The 18,385-nt window shown below is 36.7% G+C and carries 13 protein-coding genes; 5 read left to right on the top strand and 8 right to left on the bottom strand.

Translation table 11 applies throughout. From position 1 onward, the window contains the following. Positions 1–154: 154 nt before the first annotated feature. On the top strand, positions 155–652 hold the full coding sequence (locus BUC21_RS09690) for an Lrp/AsnC family transcriptional regulator (RefSeq protein ID WP_073401682.1): 498 nt from the start codon (positions 155–157) through the stop codon (positions 650–652). Here BUC21_RS09690 and BUC21_RS09695 read toward each other — a convergent pair. From BUC21_RS09695 to BUC21_RS09705, 3 genes are all read right to left on the bottom strand, one after another. Further along, complete coding sequence (locus BUC21_RS09695) at positions 637–1,131, bottom strand: dihydrofolate reductase (RefSeq protein WP_073401684.1); 495 nt, start codon at positions 1,129–1,131, stop codon at positions 637–639. The two genes, BUC21_RS09690 and BUC21_RS09695, sit on opposite strands and share 16 nt — an antisense overlap. A gap of 11 nt (positions 1,132–1,142) precedes the next feature. Further along, positions 1,143–1,937, bottom strand: coding sequence for a thymidylate synthase (locus BUC21_RS09700; protein ID WP_073401686.1), 795 nt, complete (start codon positions 1,935–1,937; stop codon positions 1,143–1,145). A gap of 103 nt (positions 1,938–2,040) precedes the next feature. After that, positions 2,041–2,964 carry a DMT family transporter gene (locus tag BUC21_RS09705; RefSeq protein ID WP_073401802.1) on the bottom strand — a complete coding sequence of 308 codons (924 nt, stop codon included), beginning with the start codon at positions 2,962–2,964 and terminating at the stop codon, positions 2,041–2,043. Between the two features lie 245 nt (positions 2,965–3,209). On the opposite strand from BUC21_RS09705, the gene BUC21_RS09710 reads away from it, so the two are divergent. Together BUC21_RS09710 and BUC21_RS09715 are read left to right on the top strand one after the other, a co-directional pair. Beyond that, positions 3,210–4,475, top strand: coding sequence for a hypothetical protein (locus BUC21_RS09710; protein ID WP_073401688.1), 1,266 nt, complete (start codon positions 3,210–3,212; stop codon positions 4,473–4,475). Positions 4,476–4,504: 29 nt separating this feature from the next. Next, a complete protein-coding gene (locus tag BUC21_RS09715; RefSeq protein WP_073401690.1) occupies positions 4,505–5,311 on the top strand; it encodes a PstS family phosphate ABC transporter substrate-binding protein in 807 nt (268 codons plus the stop codon). Positions 5,312–5,377: 66 nt separating this feature from the next. On the opposite strand, the gene porE is transcribed toward BUC21_RS09715, so the two are convergent. Together porE and BUC21_RS09725 are read right to left on the bottom strand one after the other, a co-directional pair. After that, complete coding sequence (porE, locus tag BUC21_RS09720) at positions 5,378–7,360, bottom strand: PorE family type IX secretion system protein (protein WP_073401692.1); 1,983 nt, start codon at positions 7,358–7,360, stop codon at positions 5,378–5,380. A gap of 104 nt (positions 7,361–7,464) precedes the next feature. Then, complete coding sequence (locus tag BUC21_RS09725; RefSeq protein WP_073401694.1) at positions 7,465–9,474, bottom strand: DNA topoisomerase 3; 2,010 nt, start codon at positions 9,472–9,474, stop codon at positions 7,465–7,467. 175 nt (positions 9,475–9,649) lie between these two features. Between BUC21_RS09725 and BUC21_RS09730 the strand changes: the two genes are divergently transcribed. Continuing rightward, a complete protein-coding gene (locus BUC21_RS09730) occupies positions 9,650–10,882 on the top strand; it encodes an ROK family protein (protein ID WP_073401696.1) in 1,233 nt (410 codons plus the stop codon). 672 nt (positions 10,883–11,554) lie between these two features. Here the strand turns inward: BUC21_RS09730 and scpA are convergent. Then, positions 11,555–13,702: a methylmalonyl-CoA mutase gene (scpA, locus tag BUC21_RS09735; RefSeq protein WP_073401698.1), complete on the bottom strand. Its 2,148-nt coding sequence runs from the start codon at positions 13,700–13,702 to the stop codon at positions 11,555–11,557. Positions 13,703–13,709: 7 nt separating this feature from the next. After that, positions 13,710–15,614, bottom strand: a complete 1,905-nt coding sequence (gene mutA, locus BUC21_RS09740) for a methylmalonyl-CoA mutase small subunit (protein WP_073401700.1) — start codon at positions 15,612–15,614, stop codon at positions 13,710–13,712. A gap of 240 nt (positions 15,615–15,854) precedes the next feature. On the opposite strand from mutA, the gene BUC21_RS09745 reads away from it, so the two are divergent. Then, complete coding sequence (locus BUC21_RS09745; protein WP_073401702.1) at positions 15,855–17,534, top strand: putative transporter; 1,680 nt, start codon at positions 15,855–15,857, stop codon at positions 17,532–17,534. Between the two features lie 137 nt (positions 17,535–17,671). On the opposite strand, the gene BUC21_RS09750 is transcribed toward BUC21_RS09745, so the two are convergent. Continuing rightward, entirely contained in the window at positions 17,672–18,301 is a 630-nt protein-coding gene (locus tag BUC21_RS09750; RefSeq protein ID WP_073401704.1) for a cytidylate kinase-like family protein, read from the bottom strand. Between the last annotated feature and the right edge of the window lie 84 nt (positions 18,302–18,385).

The raw sequence follows: 18,385 nt of genomic DNA on the forward strand, positions 1-18,385 counted from the left end.
AAGTTAAGAAATTTTAGAGTAAGAAGAGAAAAACTAAACTGTAGAATTAGTATAAGTATGAAATTATAATTTTTTTAAGAATAAAAGTGATAGTTTACGTATTTTTTTGCTAAAAAAATACGTAGCTTTGCATTCGTAATTATAAAATAAAAATATGGGATATCATCAATTAGATCGTTTGGATAAAGAAATTCTTAGACTGATAGCAGATAATGCTAGAATTCCTTTCCTGGAAGTAGCACGCGCATGTAATGTTTCTGGAGCAGCAATTCATCAACGCATACAAAAACTAACCAATTTAGGTATATTGAAGGGATCTGAATATGTGATAGATCCGGAGAAAATTGGTTATGAAACATGTGCATATATTGGACTTTACTTAAAAGATCCATCTAGTTTTGAGGCGGTAAGAAAAGCCTTGGAAGATATACCTGAGGTTGTGGAATGCCATTATACCACCGGCCAGTATGATATGTTTATTAAGATTTATGCAAAGAATAATCACCATTTACTAAGTGTTATTCATGATAAACTTCAGCCACTTGGCTTGGCGCGCACAGAAACATTGATTTCTTTCCACGAAGCCATCAAACGTCAGATGCCAATCCTGGATGATGAAGATGATGAAGAAGGCATTCAACGCCTTTCGTAATTAATAAAAGTATACGGGTAGTGGTGCTTTTCATCAATAGGATGAGGCTCTCTGCCCGTTTCTTTCCATTCTTCACTTTTTATTTCAGGGAAAAATGCATCTGCATCTTTTGTTATGTCTTCAATTAACGTCAGATAAATTGCATCTGCCTTAGGCATTGCCTGTTTATATACGCTATCTCCTCCTATAATAAATACTTCTTTCTCATCTTTGCAAGCTGCAATAGCTTCATCTAACGATGAAAATCTTTCAGCTCCGGTAAATTCTGCATTAAGATTTGTAGAAAGAACAAGGTTTCGTCTGTTTGGTAAAGCACCCTTTGGTAAGGATTCAAAAGTTTTCCTGCCCATAATAATTGTATGCCCCGTTGTTAGTTCTTTAAAACGCTTCATATCATTTGGGACTCTGTATATAAGCTGATTACCTCTGCCGATGGCATTATTTAGTGATGCTGCAACAATAATTGAGACTTTAGTCATACGGTTTTCTTTTATACAGATACTATACCTTTAATATGAGGATGTGGATTATAGTCGGTAAGTTCAAAATCTTCGAATTTGAAACTGAATATATCTTTCACATCTGAATTAATTTTCATTTTAGGAAGCGGGCGAGGCTCTCTTGAAAGTTGAAGCTTCACTTGTTCAAGGTGATTTACATAAATATGTGCATCTCCAAGTGTATGAATAAAATCACCAGCTTTAAGTCCAGTAACCTGTGCCATCATCTGAAGCAATAAAGCATAAGATGCAATATTAAATGGGACTCCTAAGAATATATCAGCGCTACGTTGATAAAGTTGTAAACTCAATCTTCCGTCGGCTACGTAAAACTGAAATAAAATATGGCAAGGAGGAAGCTTCATGCTATCAATATCTGCAACATTCCAGGCACTAACAAGCATACGGCGAGAGTCTGGATTGTTTTTAATAGTATCAACAATCTCTTTTATCTGGTCAATATGTCCTCCTTTATAGTCAGGCCATGAACGCCATTGATAACCATAAATATGTCCTAGGTCACCATTCTCGTCGGCCCATTCGTTCCAGATTCTTACACCATTGTCCTGAAGATATTTAATGTTTGTATCTCCTTGCAAAAACCAAAGAAGTTCATGGATTATCGATTTCAGATGAAGCTTTTTGGTTGTTAAACATGGAAAACCATCGTCCATATTAAAACGCATCTGATGTCCGAATACACTAATAGTTCCGGTTCCCGTACGATCGCTTTTCTGGGTACCTTCTTTCATGACTCTGTCGAGTAAATCCAAATATTGTTTCATTGGTGTTTTTATTTTGAATGCAAACTTAATCAAAAAAGTTCTTTTGATGAAAGATTTGTAGCTGAAATAGATTCAATGAATAAACCTTTCCTTGTGCATGCTCTTATTTGGATGCAATCTTTTTGAACCAGGGAAATCCTTTCTCCGCTATATATACTCCGCTTAGGATAAGTAATGCTCCTGCAATAGCAAATGGTGTGATTGTTTCGTTTATGATTATGGAAGAAGTTATAAGAGTAACCAGCGGAACAATATATACGTAATTAGTAGTACGAACTGCTCCTAAATGCTTGATACACATATTCCATAATATGTAACAGAGCATGGAAGCTACTACTCCAAGAAATATAAAATTCCCTAAAACGGTTGGTTGAAAAAGTATATGAGTATCTGTTGTCAGCGGTGAAATGAGAAAAGTAGGCAATAAAGTTATTATTCCGTAAAAGAAAACTTTTCGGGTTATAAGTAAAGTTGAGTATTTCTTATCCAGTCTTTTTAAAATTATACTGTAAAAAGCCCACATTAATGCAGCAGTGATTGTTAGAAGATCTCCAGCCGGGTTAATTTTCAAAATAAAGCTACCGTTGAATACAACAAAAGCTACACCTGCCAAAGCAATAAAAGAACCCGATATAAGATTTTTCTTAAATTTTTCACCTTTGATGAATAGATGTGATAGAATAGCTGTAAAGATGGAAGCTGTACATACTATTAGCGATACATTGGAAGCTAAAGTTATTCCTAGTGCTCTGTTTTCGGCAATAAAATAGAGTGAGCCTCCGCATAAGCCTGTTGCAATAAATAAAAGCTCATCTTTTAGATTGTTTGCAAAGAGTTTACGTGGACAAATTGTCCAGATGCAGATATATGCAATTAAGAAACGATAGAAAAGAATATCTTCGGGAGAGAGACCTTGCTTAATAAGCACTTTGGTTGATATAAATGTAGTTCCCCAGATTATTACCGTAAATAAAGCCATGATATGGTAAACACTATTGTTTCCCTGCTTGTTTATGATGATGCTCATACTCTGATAATTTATTTTTTTGATAGGCTTACCTATCATTTGCAAAGATAAATAAAATCCTGTCAACTTGGAAATAATGATTTAATAGCTTGAATCTTAGTGATGTATGGCTTGATATACAGCTTCTTAGCTATTGTAATATTATAGTAACAATAATGACTTTATAATGTAATTGATGCGAAATGACAATGAAATATTTCAAACCTTACTTTGCAGTGTCAAAATAACAATAAAAACACTTAGTTATGAAAAAGATTTTAGTAGGCTCTCTTTTATGTCTTTCAACTGTGTCAGTGCTGGCTCAGGAAGTTGAATTAACACCGCTCGAAAAAACGCAGGCAGAGACTGAACGAATAAGTTCGCTTGTTGATAACTTAAATAAATTAAAAATATCTGGTTATATTCAGAGCGATTTACAGTTCGGTCAAAAAGATGCAAGTTTAAAAGTAGGAAGTGCAAAAGCAAGTACGGAAGATAATTATACACGTATAGGTTTACGTCGTGGTCGTCTGAAATTTACTTATTCAGATTTATTTGAAGGCGCTCCTAATACTGCGGTAGCTCAGTTTGAAATGACAGAAAAAGCTGTAGAAGTAAAGGAACTATATTTAAGTGTAACAGAACCATGGACTAAATGGGTATCACTTCAGGCTGGTGTGGCTAACAGACCATTTGGATATGAAATTCCTTATTCATCAAGTTCTCTTGAAACTCCCGAAAGAAGTACAGCTTGTAATATCCTTTTTCCAAATGAAGTCGATTTAGGAGGTATGTTAACTATTCAGGCTCCAAAAGATCATGCCTTGAATCCTTTTAAACTTGAAACAGGATTATTTGCGGGTAATGGCATGAAACAAGATATTCACAACAGAAAAGACTGGATTTCTCATCTTTCATATAAAAAGTCTTATGACAATTTACAATACGGATTGGGTGCTTCTTTATATTTAGGAGGTACATATCAGGGAACTGCTAATGTGTATGAAATGTCTGGAAAACAATTTGTGAAAGTAAATAATGCAAAAGTCGGTGATTATTCAGATCGTACTTATTATGGTCTTGATGGACAATTACTTTTATCCACTGGTGCTGGTATGACAACCTTACGTGCTGAAATGATGGCTGGAAAACAACCTGGTGCGCTAGGTGATTCAAAGAGTCCTAATGCTTCTTCTCTACCTACAACCGACACTTATCGTCGTAACTTTATGGGATACAATATTTATTTGATTCAAGACTTGGGACAAACAAAACACTCTTTAGTTGTGCGATATGATTCTTACGATCCTAATACAAAATTATCAGGTGACGAAGTTGGTATTGGTGGTACTGGCAAGGGAGATATTGCAAAACACAATATTGGTATAGGCTATCTTTATAGAATGAACAATAACTTCAGATTGATGGCATATTATGATATGGCCTTTAATGAAAAGTCTAAGAATCTTACAGGATATAATTCAGACCTGAAAGACAATATTTTCACATTAAGATTACAATATAAATTTTAATAGATAACACTTTAACAATAAAAATAAAGATGAAAAAGATTATTTTAGCAATAGCATTGATTTGCAGTATAGCTCAAGGATCATTTGCTCAACGTGTGAAAGGTAGTGATACAGTGTTGCCATTGGCCCAGAAAGAGGCAGAAGCATTTAATAAAAAAGGTGGAAATGTAACAGTAACAGGTGGCGGTAGTGGAGTAGGTATAGCTGCTTTGCTTGCCGGAACAACAGATATAGCTTCGGCATCTCGTAAAATTAAGTTTGATGAAAAAGTAAAATTCCAGCAGGCTGGTAAATCTCCTGTTGAAAAGATCATTGCTTTCGATGCTTTGGCTGTAGTTGTTAATCCTGGAAATAAAGTAAGTGAATTAACTCGCCAACAATTGGAAGATATCTTTACCGGTAAAATTACTAATTGGAAACAAGTTGGTGGTGCAGATCTTGCTATCGTTGCTTACTCAAGAGAAACAAGTTCCGGTACTTACGAATTCTTTAAAGAACATGTATTGAAAAACAAGAACTACAAGAAGAATATTCTTTCTATGCCTGCAACAGGAGCAATCATTCAATCTGTAAGTCAGACTAAAGGCGCAATTGGTTACGTTGGTTTAGCTTATTTGGAGAATGATGTGAAAGCAATCAAGGTTTCTTATGATGGTAAAAGTTTCGTTGCTCCATCTGTAGCAACAGCTAAGAATAAAACATACCCGATTGTTCGTCCATTATTCTTCTACTATGACAAGAAAAATACTGCCAAGTTAACTCCATTTATTAACTTTGTAGAATCGGCTCAGGGACAGGATATAGTTGACAAGGTTGGATATATTTCTTTAAAATAAGAATTCTATTCTCTATATTATTTTCAAAAAAATCATTCTTTGGTAAGAGTACCGGAGGATGATTTTTTATTTGTATAGCTTATAAGTAGTTCTTACCACTTTGAATTCTGTACGTCTGTTTATTGCATTGCAGATTTCTTGCTGTTCGGCAGGAAGTTTAAGTATAAAATCTTCAGTGAGTACATCACCTTCTTTTAGGAACTGGTGTTTTTTTGCAATACGCTTATTTATTACTTTAGGCTGTGACTCTCCATATCCTTTTGCTGTAAGCCGATTTATATCAATGCCTCCTGCTACCAGGAATTTAACAACAGCTTCGGCTCTACGTTGAGAAAGCCCTTCATTATAACTATCATTCCCAAAATAGTCACAATGAGCATTAAGTTCAATTGTTATATTAGGATTATCATTCAGCATCTTGATTAAATCATTCAGTGCTTTGGTTGATTCTGCAGTTAAGGTTGCTTTATCAAATTCGTAAAAGATATTATCGATTAACACCGGGCGAGTTATGGAAGCCAAAGGAAATTCTAATTCATAGTTCTTGCTTTCATTTATGGAATCTGTTGTAAGCTCTTGCTTACAATTTAAATAGCCACGGCAGTTGGCCAGCATTACGTAACTTTGTCCCCGCTCTAGCTTTTGTGTGAAAGAGCCATCTCCTTTTACACTAACTCTCAGATTTGTTCCATCTTGTCCCACAATACTGACAGTTGCTTCGGGCAGAGCGTCACCTTCTTTATCATATACCCATCCGGTGACAGTATGAGCTATCTCAGGTAATTCGAATGTGTAAATATGATCCCACCCGCGAGCATCTTTTCGGTTAGAACTGAAAAAGCCCCGTTGAAGCCCGGGCTCAAAAGTCATACCGAAATCATCGCTTTCTGAATTCATTGGTGACTTTAAATTTTCAACCGTCCAGTTTCCCAAACTGTCTTGCTGAGCCCGATAGAGATCCAAGCCACCCATTCCCGGATGTCCGTCCGATGAAAAGTATAAATCGCCGTTATCCTTTATAGTCGGGAACATTTCATTACCGGGGGTATTAATTGCATCTCCAAGATTTTCTACAGCTCCGAATCCTGAATTAGAAACAGGTACTCTCCAAATGTCTTTGCCACCATATCCTCCAGGCATGTCGGAAGAAAAATAGAGATAATGACCATTGGGAGAAATAGCCGGATGTGCAAAAGATGATAATGTATCTTTTGTTATAATGCATTTTTGCGGAGCCCCCCAGTTAGCGCCGGTACGTTGTGATACATAAATCTCGGCATATACAGGAGAGTTTGCATCAATTCGGCAACGGGTAAAGTACATTGTTTTTCCATCAGCAGTGAATGAACATGCGCCATCCTCAAATTCAGTATTAACTTCCGATTCGAGTCTTTCGGGTGGTAACCAGTTCCCTTTCTCATTCTTTTTAGCCATAAAGATATCAGCGCTTTTCATTCCTGTAATTCCATTCAGGTTATTTCCCTTAGCCTTATCTCGAGTAGAAGTAAAATATATCTGATCTATATCTTTACCGGCATACATTGGTGAGTATTCACTACGGTTGGAGAGGAAAAGAGGAAACTTTTTCACGATGTATCTCGTAGGATTCTTTTTCCATTCAGGAGCCAGTTTGCAGGATATCAGTCCGTTCTTTGCAAGTATATTACCGGGCTTATAAGATAGAAATTGCTCATAACTCTTAATAGCAGACTTATAATCTCCTGTTTCCTTTTGCGATTCTGCCAGATAGAAAAGAGCAATGCTATCATGGTATTTGTAACGAATGGCATTGATGTATGCAGCTTTGGCACGAACAGAATAATTTGTGAGCCGATAACAATCGGCCATTTTGTATGCTATCTCTCCCTTTTTCTTCCGTTCTTTTGCAGGTATATTAGTATAAGCTTTTTTGTAAAACTTAGCTGCATCATAATATTCGCCTAAAGCATAACTTTCATCACCTTTCTTAATGCTGCTTTCCCAACCACATGATTGAAGTAGTGAAAGCAGAAGACAAATAGTGGCTATTTTACTAAGAATCTTTTTCATTTTACTGATGACGAATTACTTAATAATAACTACAATCTGTCTCGTTTATTGTGATTTGTAACTGTTATAAGTTAAAATAAAATAGGAGCAAGGTCTGATTTATTCTATTCATCGAATCCTTTTCGGAATGTACAGCCCGATTTCCATTCAGAACAACCGTAAGCCGATTTTCCTTTAATTATTACTCCTTTTCCACAAAGTGGGCATGGCTGACCGATGATGTTATCTTTGTTCTCTTCCGGCACAGGCTTCTCCTCTTTTGGTTTTTTAGGAGTAGGTGCCTTTTTCTCTCGTTTCTTCGGTTCTTTTTTTACCTCTTCTTTAACAGCATTCTGAATTGTAATATGTCTGTTAGTGTTGTCCGATAATACATTGTTAACAACCTCTGTAACCATTTGCTTTAACTCCTCCAGAAACGTTTTTGCTTCATAGTTCTTTTTCTCAATTTCCCGAAGCTTTTTCTCCCAGATTCCAGTTAATTCAGCTGATTTTAGAAGCTCTTCATGAATAATCTGAATAAGCTCTACTCCGGTTGGAGTGGCAATGAGGTTCTTTTTTTCCTTACGGATATAGTTTCGTTTAAACAAAGTTTCTATAATGGCAGCACGGGTTGAAGGACGGCCGATACCATTTTCTTTCAATGCATCGCGCAACTCATCATTGTCTACAAGCTTTCCTGCTGTTTCCATAGCGCGTAGTAAAGTAGCTTCGGTATATGGCTTAGGTGGCTGAGTCCATTTTTCATTAAGATCCGGTTGATGAGGTCCGCTTTCTCCTTTTGTAAAGCTAGGAAGAGTACGTTCTTCTTCATCTTTTTCGTCCGATTGACTTTTGGCAAAGACTTCGCGCCATCCCGGTTCAAGAATCTGTTTTCCGGTTACTTTGAATTCTATTTTTTCAACTTCGCCAAGCACTGTTGTTGTTGATACCTTGCAATCAGGATAGAAAGCTGCAATAAAACGTCTTGCAACCAAATCGAACACACGTCTTTCCATATCAGATAGATTCATAGGGTGAACTCCGGTTGGAATAATGGCGTGGTGATCTGTAACTTTCGAAGAATCGAATATCTTTTTTGATTTTGGAAGTTTTTTCCCTTCCAATTGTGCTGTCAGAGTTGTATAGTCTTTTATACCCTTTAATATGGCAGGGCATTTGGGATAAATATCATCACTCAGAAATGTGGTGTCTACACGTGGATAAGTAGTGACTTTCTTCTCGTAAAGAGATTGAATAAGTTTGAGTGTCTCATCTGCCGAATAACCAAATTTTTTATTGCATTCCACCTGCAAGGAAGTAAGGTCGAAAAGCCTTGGAGCATATTCAACTCCCTTTTTCGACGAAACATCCGTGATCGTAAAGTCTGAGTATTTAACTTTTTCAAGGAATTCATAACCTTCCTCTTTAGATGTAAATTTACCTTTTGTTGCCGAAAATGTAGTTTCCCGATAAATAGTCTTTAGTTCCCAGTAAGGCTCTGGTTTAAAATTTTCTATTTCCAGCTGACGGTTTACAATAAGTGCCAGTGTAGGAGTCTGCACACGTCCGATAGACAATACCTGTCTGTTCTGCCCATATTTTAAGGTATATAATCTTGTGGCGTTCATTCCTAAAGTCCAGTCCCCGATAGCACGTGATAATCCAGCTTCGTAAAGAGACTGAAACTCCGACTGGTCTTTTAATTTGGCGAATCCCTCCCGGATTGATTCTTCAGTTAGCGAAGATATCCATAATCTTTTAACCGGACATTTAGCACCAGCTTTTTGCATTACCCATCGCTGAATCAATTCCCCTTCCTGTCCCGCGTCACCGCAATTGATAATTTCATCGGCATTAGCCATTAAACTCTCAATTATTTTAAATTGTTTTTCAATGCTTGGCGATTCTATTAATTTAATGCCGAATCGGGGAGGAATCATTGGCAGATTAGCCAAGCTCCATCTTTTCCATTCGGGAGTATATTCGTGTGGCTCTTTAAGTGTGCAAAGATGTCCGAATGTCCACGTAACCTGGTATCCGTTTCCTTCTATGTATCCATCTTTCTTGTTCTTAGCTCCAAGAATATCAGCTATATCTCGTGCAACACTTGGCTTTTCGGCAATGCAAACTATCATTTCTTTATTTTGTTTTTGAAGACAAAGGTAGTTATTTCATAATAAATGAACAAAATTGTATGTCTGTTTATAAAAAAATGTAGAAAATCAAGTTAATCATAGTTAAAGAGTGTGTTAAATGATATAATTACATTACTTTTGTAAACTTTGTATAAATAATCTCGGGAAATAAATTATGACTCTTTCAAAATTATTTAATTCGCAGGAAGGAATGGCTCTTTCTGCGTTAAAAATGGCTCGACTTAAAAAAAATGTTATCCAACAGCTGATGCTTGAGGGCGGAACGACTATTGCAGATATCTGTAAAGAAACAGAGTTCAGCGTTCCTACTGTGACAAAAGTTATTGTTGAGTTAATAGAAGAAGGAATCGCTTTCGAAAAAGGGAAAATAGACACAGCAGGCGGACGTCGTCCATCTGTTTATTGTATAAACCCAAATTCAGCTTTTTTTCTTGGAGTCGATGTTAGGCGTGATTGCGTAAGCATTGGTTTGCAAAACTTTAAGAATGAATTTCTGGAACTTAAGACCCGAATTGATTTTGTATTTAAAAATACTCACGAATCTTTAGATAGTTTATGTAATCTGATTAATAAATTTATCGATGATTCAGGGTTAGATAAAAGCAAGATTCTTGGTGCATGTGTAGTTCTGTGCGGACGCATTAATTCTGCAAAAGGATATAGCGACAGCTATTTTTCTTTTGAAAAAGAACCTTTAAGCAATCTTATTGAGCACAAAATAGGCATTAAAACTATTATCGAGAATGATAGTAGAGCAATGGGATATGGAGAATACTGTTGTGGTGCCGGTGCCGGATCGTCTGAAAAGGACGTTATTTTTATTAGTTTGAACTGGGGATTTGGTATTTCAATGATTTGCAATGGCGTGCTTTATTATGGAATGTCAGGTTTCTCTGGAGAATTTGGACATAGTCCTGTTCTGGATAACCAGATACTTTGCCAATGTGGCAAGAAGGGATGTCTTGAAACTGAGATTTCCGGTCAGGCTCTTGTAAGACGATTTAAAGAGAAACTGGCAGATGGATCAACTTCTGTAGTTACAAGCAGAAAGAAACCTTTCGATATTAATATGTATGACATCATTGATGCTGCAACAAAGGATGAAGATCTTCTTGCTATTGAAGTTATAGAAGAAGTAGGAGAGAAGCTAGGACATTACATGTCTCTTCTATTGAATATATTTAATCCGGAACTTGTAATATTAGGCGGTGAGCTTTCGGCTTGTGGTTCTTACTTAACATTACCACTCGAAACAGCTCTTCATAAATATTCTCTGAATCTGGTATTACAGGATATGAAACTTAAGACAGGAGAACTTGGAGATACCGCAGGTGTTGTTGGTGGTTGTTATATTCTTCGCGACCGCTTATTTGGTATTATCGAATAATTATAATAAAAGCAGAATATATAAAAGCAATCCACTTCCGGGTTGCTTTTTTTGTTTCTATTCATTGCTCAATTAATCTGAATTATTCACCAATAATTTTTATTTATTCACCAGCAAATTTTGTTTATTGGCCAATAAAATTGAAGAGGATGGTCAAAAGAAGTAAGATAGCCCATTTCCAAAGTATGAAAAGCCACTAAAATATAGAGATTTGTTATAGTATTGCCAGGTTTTTATATGTAATCTATTTTTAATTTGGATTTAAATATTTTACAAATATAATTTGCTTATTCTAAATGGTTGTATTTAAAGTGGATATCTTTAGTAGGTTAACTATGTATAAGGCCTTTTTTTACTTTGTGAGAGCTTTTTATTGGGGATTTTTGTAATGTTATATAAAAATGCTTGAAATTTAGTCCTTTTTTATCCCTCTATATAGTGCTTAAAATCAATCATGAAACACTTTTTAACTCGTTCTTGCTATCTTTCATAGAAACTATAAAGGAAGTTTTCTGACAATCCGTTTTACTTTTTAAGCTAATTACTTGATTATAAGCTGCGGGCTTTTTTATTTCACCCCCTATAAATACAGAAAAAAGAAGAAAAAATCCGCGCATATAAAAAGGGTGCCCTTTGGGGGCACCCTCTTATAATAGATTATTAATTCTTAGTTTATTCTTCTTCAAGTAATATCTCAAGAATCTGGCATGCAGCTTTTGCTACTGGCGAACCAGGACCAAAGATTGCTGCAACTCCGGCTTTATACAAGAAATCATAATCCTGTGCAGGGATTACACCACCGGCAATAACAAGAATATCTTCTCTTCCAAGTTTCTTAAGTTCATCAATAATTTGAGGAATCAATGTCTTATGACCAGCAGCCAATGAAGAAACACCAACAACATGAACGTCATTTTCTACAGCATCGCGGGCAGCTTCTGCAGGAGTCTGGAACAATGGTCCCATATCCACATCGAAACCACAGTCAGCATAACCTGTTGCAACAACTTTTGCACCACGGTCGTGACCGTCCTGACCCATTTTAGCAATCATGATACGAGGTTGACGTCCCTCTTTCTTAGCAAACTTCTCGGCAAGTTCACAAGCACGTTTGAAGTCTGAATCGTTTTTACTTTCTGATGAATACACGCCTGATATAGTTCTAATTACAGCTTTATAACGTCCTACAATCTTTTCGCAAGCGTCGGAGATCTCTCCTAGGGTTGCTCTTACATGTGCAGCTTCAACAGCTAACTCAAGTAAGTTGCCTTCTTTGGTTTCCACACATTTGGTAATAGCTTCAAGAGCAGCCTGAACTTTAGCTTCATCACGACCTTCTTTTAATTCTTTAAGACGTTCAATCTGATCCAGACGAACAGCTGTATTGTCAATTTCAAGAATGTCGATAGGAGCTTCTTTCTCTAAACGGTACTTGTTAACACCTACAATGGTTTGACTACCAGAGTCGATACGAGCCTGAGCACGTGCTGCAGCTTCTTCGATACGAAGTTTAGGAACACCGGTTTCGATTGCTTTAGCCATACCACCCAGTTTTTCAATTTCCTCGATACGTTCCCAAGCTTTGTGAGCAAGCTCATTAGTCAAGCTTTCAACATAATAAGAACCACCCCATGGGTCAACATTCTTACAGATGTAAGTTTCTTCCTGAATATAAATCTGAGTATTACGTGCAATACGTGCTGAAAAGTCGGTTGGCAATGCAATAGCTTCGTCCAATGCGTTGGTGTGAAGTGATTGAGTGTGTCCCAATGCAGCAGCCATAGCCTCGATACAAGTACGACCTACATTATTAAACGGATCCTGTTCTGTTAATGACCAACCAGAAGTCTGGCAGTGAGTACGCAGTGCAAGAGACTTTGGATTCTTTGGATTGAACTGTTTAACAATTCTAGCCCATAGCATACGTGCAGCACGCATTTTGGCAATTTCCATAAAGTGGTTAGTACCAATAGCCCAGAAGAAAGAAAGACGAGGTGCAAATGCATCAATATCAATTCCTGCAGCAACACCGGCACGAAGATATTCAAGTCCGTCGGCCAAAGTGTATGCTAATTCAATATCAGCAGTAGCTCCAGCTTCCTGCATGTGGTAACCTGAAATAGAAATTGAATTAAATTTAGGCATCTTCTGTGAAGTATATTCGAAGATATCAGAAATAATCTTCATAGAGAATGCAGGTGGGTAAATATAAGTATTACGAACCATGAATTCTTTCAAGATATCATTCTGAATAGTTCCAGCCATTTCTTCAAGCTTAGCTCCCTGTTCCAGTCCTGCGTTGATATAAAAAGCAAGAATAGGAAGTACGGCACCGTTCATAGTCATGGAAACAGACATTTTGCTTAATGGAATACCATCAAACAAAGTTTTCATATTTTCCAATGAACAGATAGAAACCCCTGCTTTACCAACATCACCCACTACGCGTTCATGATCCGGGTCGTATCCGCGGTGAGTAGGAAGGTCGAATGCAACAGACAAACCTTTTTGTCCGGAAGCAAGATTTCTGCGATAGAAAGCATTTGATTCTTCAGCAGTAGAGAATCCGGCATATTGGCGGATGGTCCATGGGCGAAGAGTATACATAACTGAATAAGGACCGCGAAGATAAGGAGGAATACCTGCAGCATATTCAAGATGCTCCATTCCTTCAAGATCTTCTTTTGTGTAAACAGGCTTTACGTTGATGTGCTCCGGAGTCTTCCAGTTGGCTTCAATTCCGTTAGCCTTTTGCCATTCAGCACCATCTACGTGCTTGAATCCGGCATATATATCTATATTTTTAAAATCTGGTCTCATGATGTCTTTACTTAATTCCTAGTTTAGCATTATATTCTTTCAGGGTGTCTAATACATTGACACGAACATTGATAAAGTTCTCAATACCCTCTGCTTTCAAAGCATCCGCGCAAGCCGGAGCTCCGGCAACAATAAACATAGCACGGTTATTAACAGCTTTAAATGCCGGAACAGCATATTCTGCATATTCATCGTCACTGGAACAAAGTACTACAATATCAGCTTTAGCTTCCATTGCAGCTTCTACTCCTTCTTCTACAGTTTCGAATCCCAGGTTATCAATTACTTCATAGCCGGCACATGCAAGGAAGTTGCAAGAGAACTGAGCTCTAGCCTGGCGCATAGCCAAATTACCAATAGTCAGCATGAATGCTTTCGGGCAATGATCAGCAGCCTCAGTTTGTAGACGTAGTGCTTCAAATTCACTTGCAGCACGGTCGGAATTAAGTACTTTTACAGTGCTTTCGCAAGAACTACTTTTATCTGAACAGCAACATTTATTTTCAACCTGTCTCTTATCTCCAACTTTTTCAGTGAAGTTAGGGAACTGGTTAGTTCCTAAAAGAATTTCTTTACGGCTTGATAAAGCAATATGTCTTGCTTTACCAGATTGATTAATATCTTCCTGAACACTTCCTGCTTTTACTGCTGCATAGAAACCTCCTTCTTCTTCAACCTTTAAGAAAATGTTCCATGCTTGTTGAGCAATTGATGCTGTAAGATTTTCAATATAGTAAGAACCAGCAGCTGGGTCTACAACTTTATCAAAGTTCGATTCTTCCTTTAATAATAATTGTTGGTTGCGGGCAATACGTTCAGAGAAATCATCAGGAGTTTGATAAGCTTTATCAAACGGAGTAACAGTTAATGAATCTACTCCGGCAAGAGCCGCACTCATTGCTTCTGTCTGAGTACGAAGCAAGTTTACATGTGCATCCAGCATCGTTAAATTGAAAGAAGACGTCTCTGCATGTACTTTCATTTTTGCAGCGCAACGACATTCACCATCTTCAGCAGTATTAGAACAATTGTCTCTTGTACAAACAGGTTTGTATGAGCTTACAATGTTAGCCCATAACATACGTGCTGCACGGAACTTAGCAATTTCAAGGAAGTAATTAGAACTGATACCGAAGTTGAATTTAATTTTTTTAGCAGCAATAGTTGGTGTAATTCCTGCTTCAACTAATAAATTCAGATATTCATTACCCCATGATAAAGCATATCCCAGTTCCTGAGAAATATAAGCTCCTGCATTATTCAGAGACAATGCATTAACACTGATAACTCTGTAGAAAGGCAGCGTTTTTGTTGCTTCAATCAAAGCCTTAGCTGTTTCTACCAGATTACCTTTTTCTTTGCCTTTAGTCAGCATTTTATTAAAGTAATCATAATTGATAGAGCCTTTTAGTTTTGTTGAGTCATAGTTCTTTTTCTGGAAATAAGCAACCAATAACTCTGCCAATTCTACAGCATGGCTTTGACATGTAGAAAAGTTTAATTCTACACATTCAGCACAAATATCATTGAGTAACGTTTCAATAAAATCAGCGTTTACATCTTTTCCTTTGATGCTGAATCCTAAGGAATCAATACCTTTATTTAAAATGTCTAACGCTTTGGTATTAGCCTCTTTAGGACATTCAACGCGAATGTTTTGGCGTACAAACCAAGTATTGTCTTTTTTTGTTCCCCTAAGATAAGGAAACTCTCCTGGTAAGCTGTCGGTTGTTTTCAGACCTTCCAGATCTTCCATCCTGTAGAATGGTTTAACTTTAAAACCTTCGTTTGTTTTCCAAACGAGCTTCTTTTCGAAGTCAGCACCTTTTAGGTCGGCTGTTACTTTTTCCATCCATTTGCTAGTGCTTACGGGCGAAAAGTCCGAAAAGAGTTTTTCATTACTATCTGCCATAGTTTATTGTATTAATTACAAGATTAATAAATGTATTTAATATATTAATTTATCTAAGTGTGAGGTGCAAAGATACTTATTTACTTATAATAGGATACTTTTTTTTAGGAAAATTCAAGTAGCTTAATATATTACTTGTCATTTTAATAATTTTATAATAAAACAAAGATAGAAATATTTGATCTGACGAGATAGAATAACTACCTTTGCGCAAAATTTTAAATTGATACTTTATACACTATGGATTGGTTGTTTAAATTGCTAACAGACCCTAATTCAGTGGCTCACATTGTTCTTCTTTATTCATTTGTGATAGCTGCTGGAGTCTTATTAGGGAAGATTAAATTTTTCGGGATTTCTTTAGGTGTTACTTTTGTGCTGTTTGTCGGCATTTTAATGGGACATTTCGGTCTTAATGTTAACACGGAAGTTCTTCATTTTATGAGGGATTTTGGTTTAATTTTATTTGTTTTTTGTATTGGTTTGCAGGTAGGACCTTCTTTCTTCTCTTCATTTAAGAAGGGTGGTATGACTATGAATATGCTTGCCGCTTCAATTGTTCTGCTAAATATTGCTGTAGCATTGGGATTGTTCTATGCTCTTAACGGAAGAGTTCAATTGCCAATGATAGTTGGTATTCTTTCAGGCGCAGTTACAAACACCCCAGGTCTTGGTGCCGCTCAGGAAGCATTAAACCAGCTTCAGGCATCGGGTATTATTCACGAAGTTCCAAAAATTGCGTTAGGATATGCAGTTGCTTATCCACTTGGAGTTGTAGGGATTATTGGTGCTATTATTCTGATACGCTTTATTTTTAGAATTGATTTTGCTAAAGAAGAAGCAGAATGGAATGCAGTGGCAGATGATAACCAAAATAAGCCTCGCTTGATGCACCTGGAAGTAAATAACTCAGCTGTTTTTGGCAAAAAAATATCTGATGTTATGAATACTGCAGGATGCGCATTCGTTGTATCTCGTATTCTTAAAAATGAAAAAGTTTCAATACCAAGTTCTGAAACTGTTCTTGAAGAAGGTAATCAGATATTTGTAGTTTGTTCAGAAGGTGATGCCGATACTATTATTTCTTTAATAGGAAAAGAAGTATTTGTAAACTGGGAAGAACTTGACTCTCCGATGGTTTCAAGACGAGTATTGGTTACAAAATCTGAAATGAACGGAAAGAAACTAGGACAGCTGAAACTTCGCAATCTTTATGGTGTGAACGTTACTCGTATCAACCGTTCAGGTGTGGATCTTTTTGCTAACCCAAACTTGGTTCTTCAGGTTGGTGACCGTGTTACAGTTGTTGGTTCTCAGGATGCTGTTGAACGTGTTGCTACTGTAATGGGTAACTCAATGAAACGCTTAAACGAACCTAATATTGTTACTATCTTTATCGGTATATTATTTGGTATATTGTTTGGTAGTCTTCCATTTGCTTTCCCTGGAATGCCTACTCCTGTTAAATTAGGTTTGGCTGGTGGACCTCTGGTCGTTGCTATTATTATTGGTCGTTTCGGTTACAAATTTAACCTGGTAACTTACACAACCCAAAGTGCCAACCTTATGCTACGTGAGATTGGTATTACTTTATTCCTTGCCAGTGTTGGTATTGGTGCAGGAGGTGAATTCTTTAAAACTGTGGTTGAAGGAGATGGCTTGTTGTGGGTAGGTTGTGGATTCCTTATTACTTTTATTCCATTAATAATTGTTGGATCTATTGCTCGCAAAATTTTCAAGATTAACTATTTTATGTTGATGGGACTTATTGCCGGTAGTAATACAGACCCTCCTGCATTAGCATATTCTAATCAGGTTTCAAGTAGTGATGCTCCGGGCGTTGGATATTCTACAGTATATCCGTTGGTAATGTTCTTGCGTGTGCTATCTGCACAGTTGATTATACTTATGTTTATGTAAACGAATATATAATTATATATGGAAAGGGGTTGTTCGAATGGAACAACCCCTTTTTTATGCTTTTAAGTATCTATCTGAAACTGATTATTTACAAATACTTAATTTTGTTTTTTATATGACCTCTTTTTTAAGTTTGGCTAGATTCCCAGTTTCTTTTCTATAAATTGTTTAATGAATGCAACAGTTTCATCAATGCCAAGCGATGATGAATCAATGCAAAGGTGATATGTGGCTGCTGCTCCCCATACTTTGTAGCTGTAATAATTATAATAAGCTGCCCGTTCACGATCGGTCTTCTCTATCAAGTCTTCTGCTTTCTCTGTATTAATACCTTTCTCTTTGCAGAGGCGTTTAATCCGCTCTTCCTTAGAAGCCGAAATGAAGATGTTTACACACCTGGGATGATCACGTAATATATAATCGGCACATCTTCCTACAAAAAGGCATGATTTTTTTTCTGCCAATTCACGAATTACATCACTCTGTATCTTGAATAAAGCATCATTGCTCAAACAATTATTATTAGGGATTGAGCCATCATTAATAAAAGGGAATCGCATTCCAAAAAGTCCACCAAAAATGGTTTGCGATGTTTTCTCATCAGCTTTTTCAAAGAATTCTTTGCAGAGTCCACTTTCTTTTGATGCTATATTAATAAGTTCTTTGTCGTAAAAATCAATGTGTAGTTGTGCGGCAAGCTTAGCACCTATTTCCCGACCACCACTTCCTAACTGACGGCCAATATTTATCACATATTTGTTATTCATGTTGAATATGTTTGGTTAAAGCAAATATAATGATTAGACAAATAGATGCAAACTTTATTAATCAAAATTCCACTTATTACGTCT

Origin of the sequence: Bacteroides luti (genome assembly GCF_900128905.1) — a bacterium.
GTDB lineage: Bacteria > Bacteroidota > Bacteroidia > Bacteroidales > Bacteroidaceae > Bacteroides > Bacteroides luti.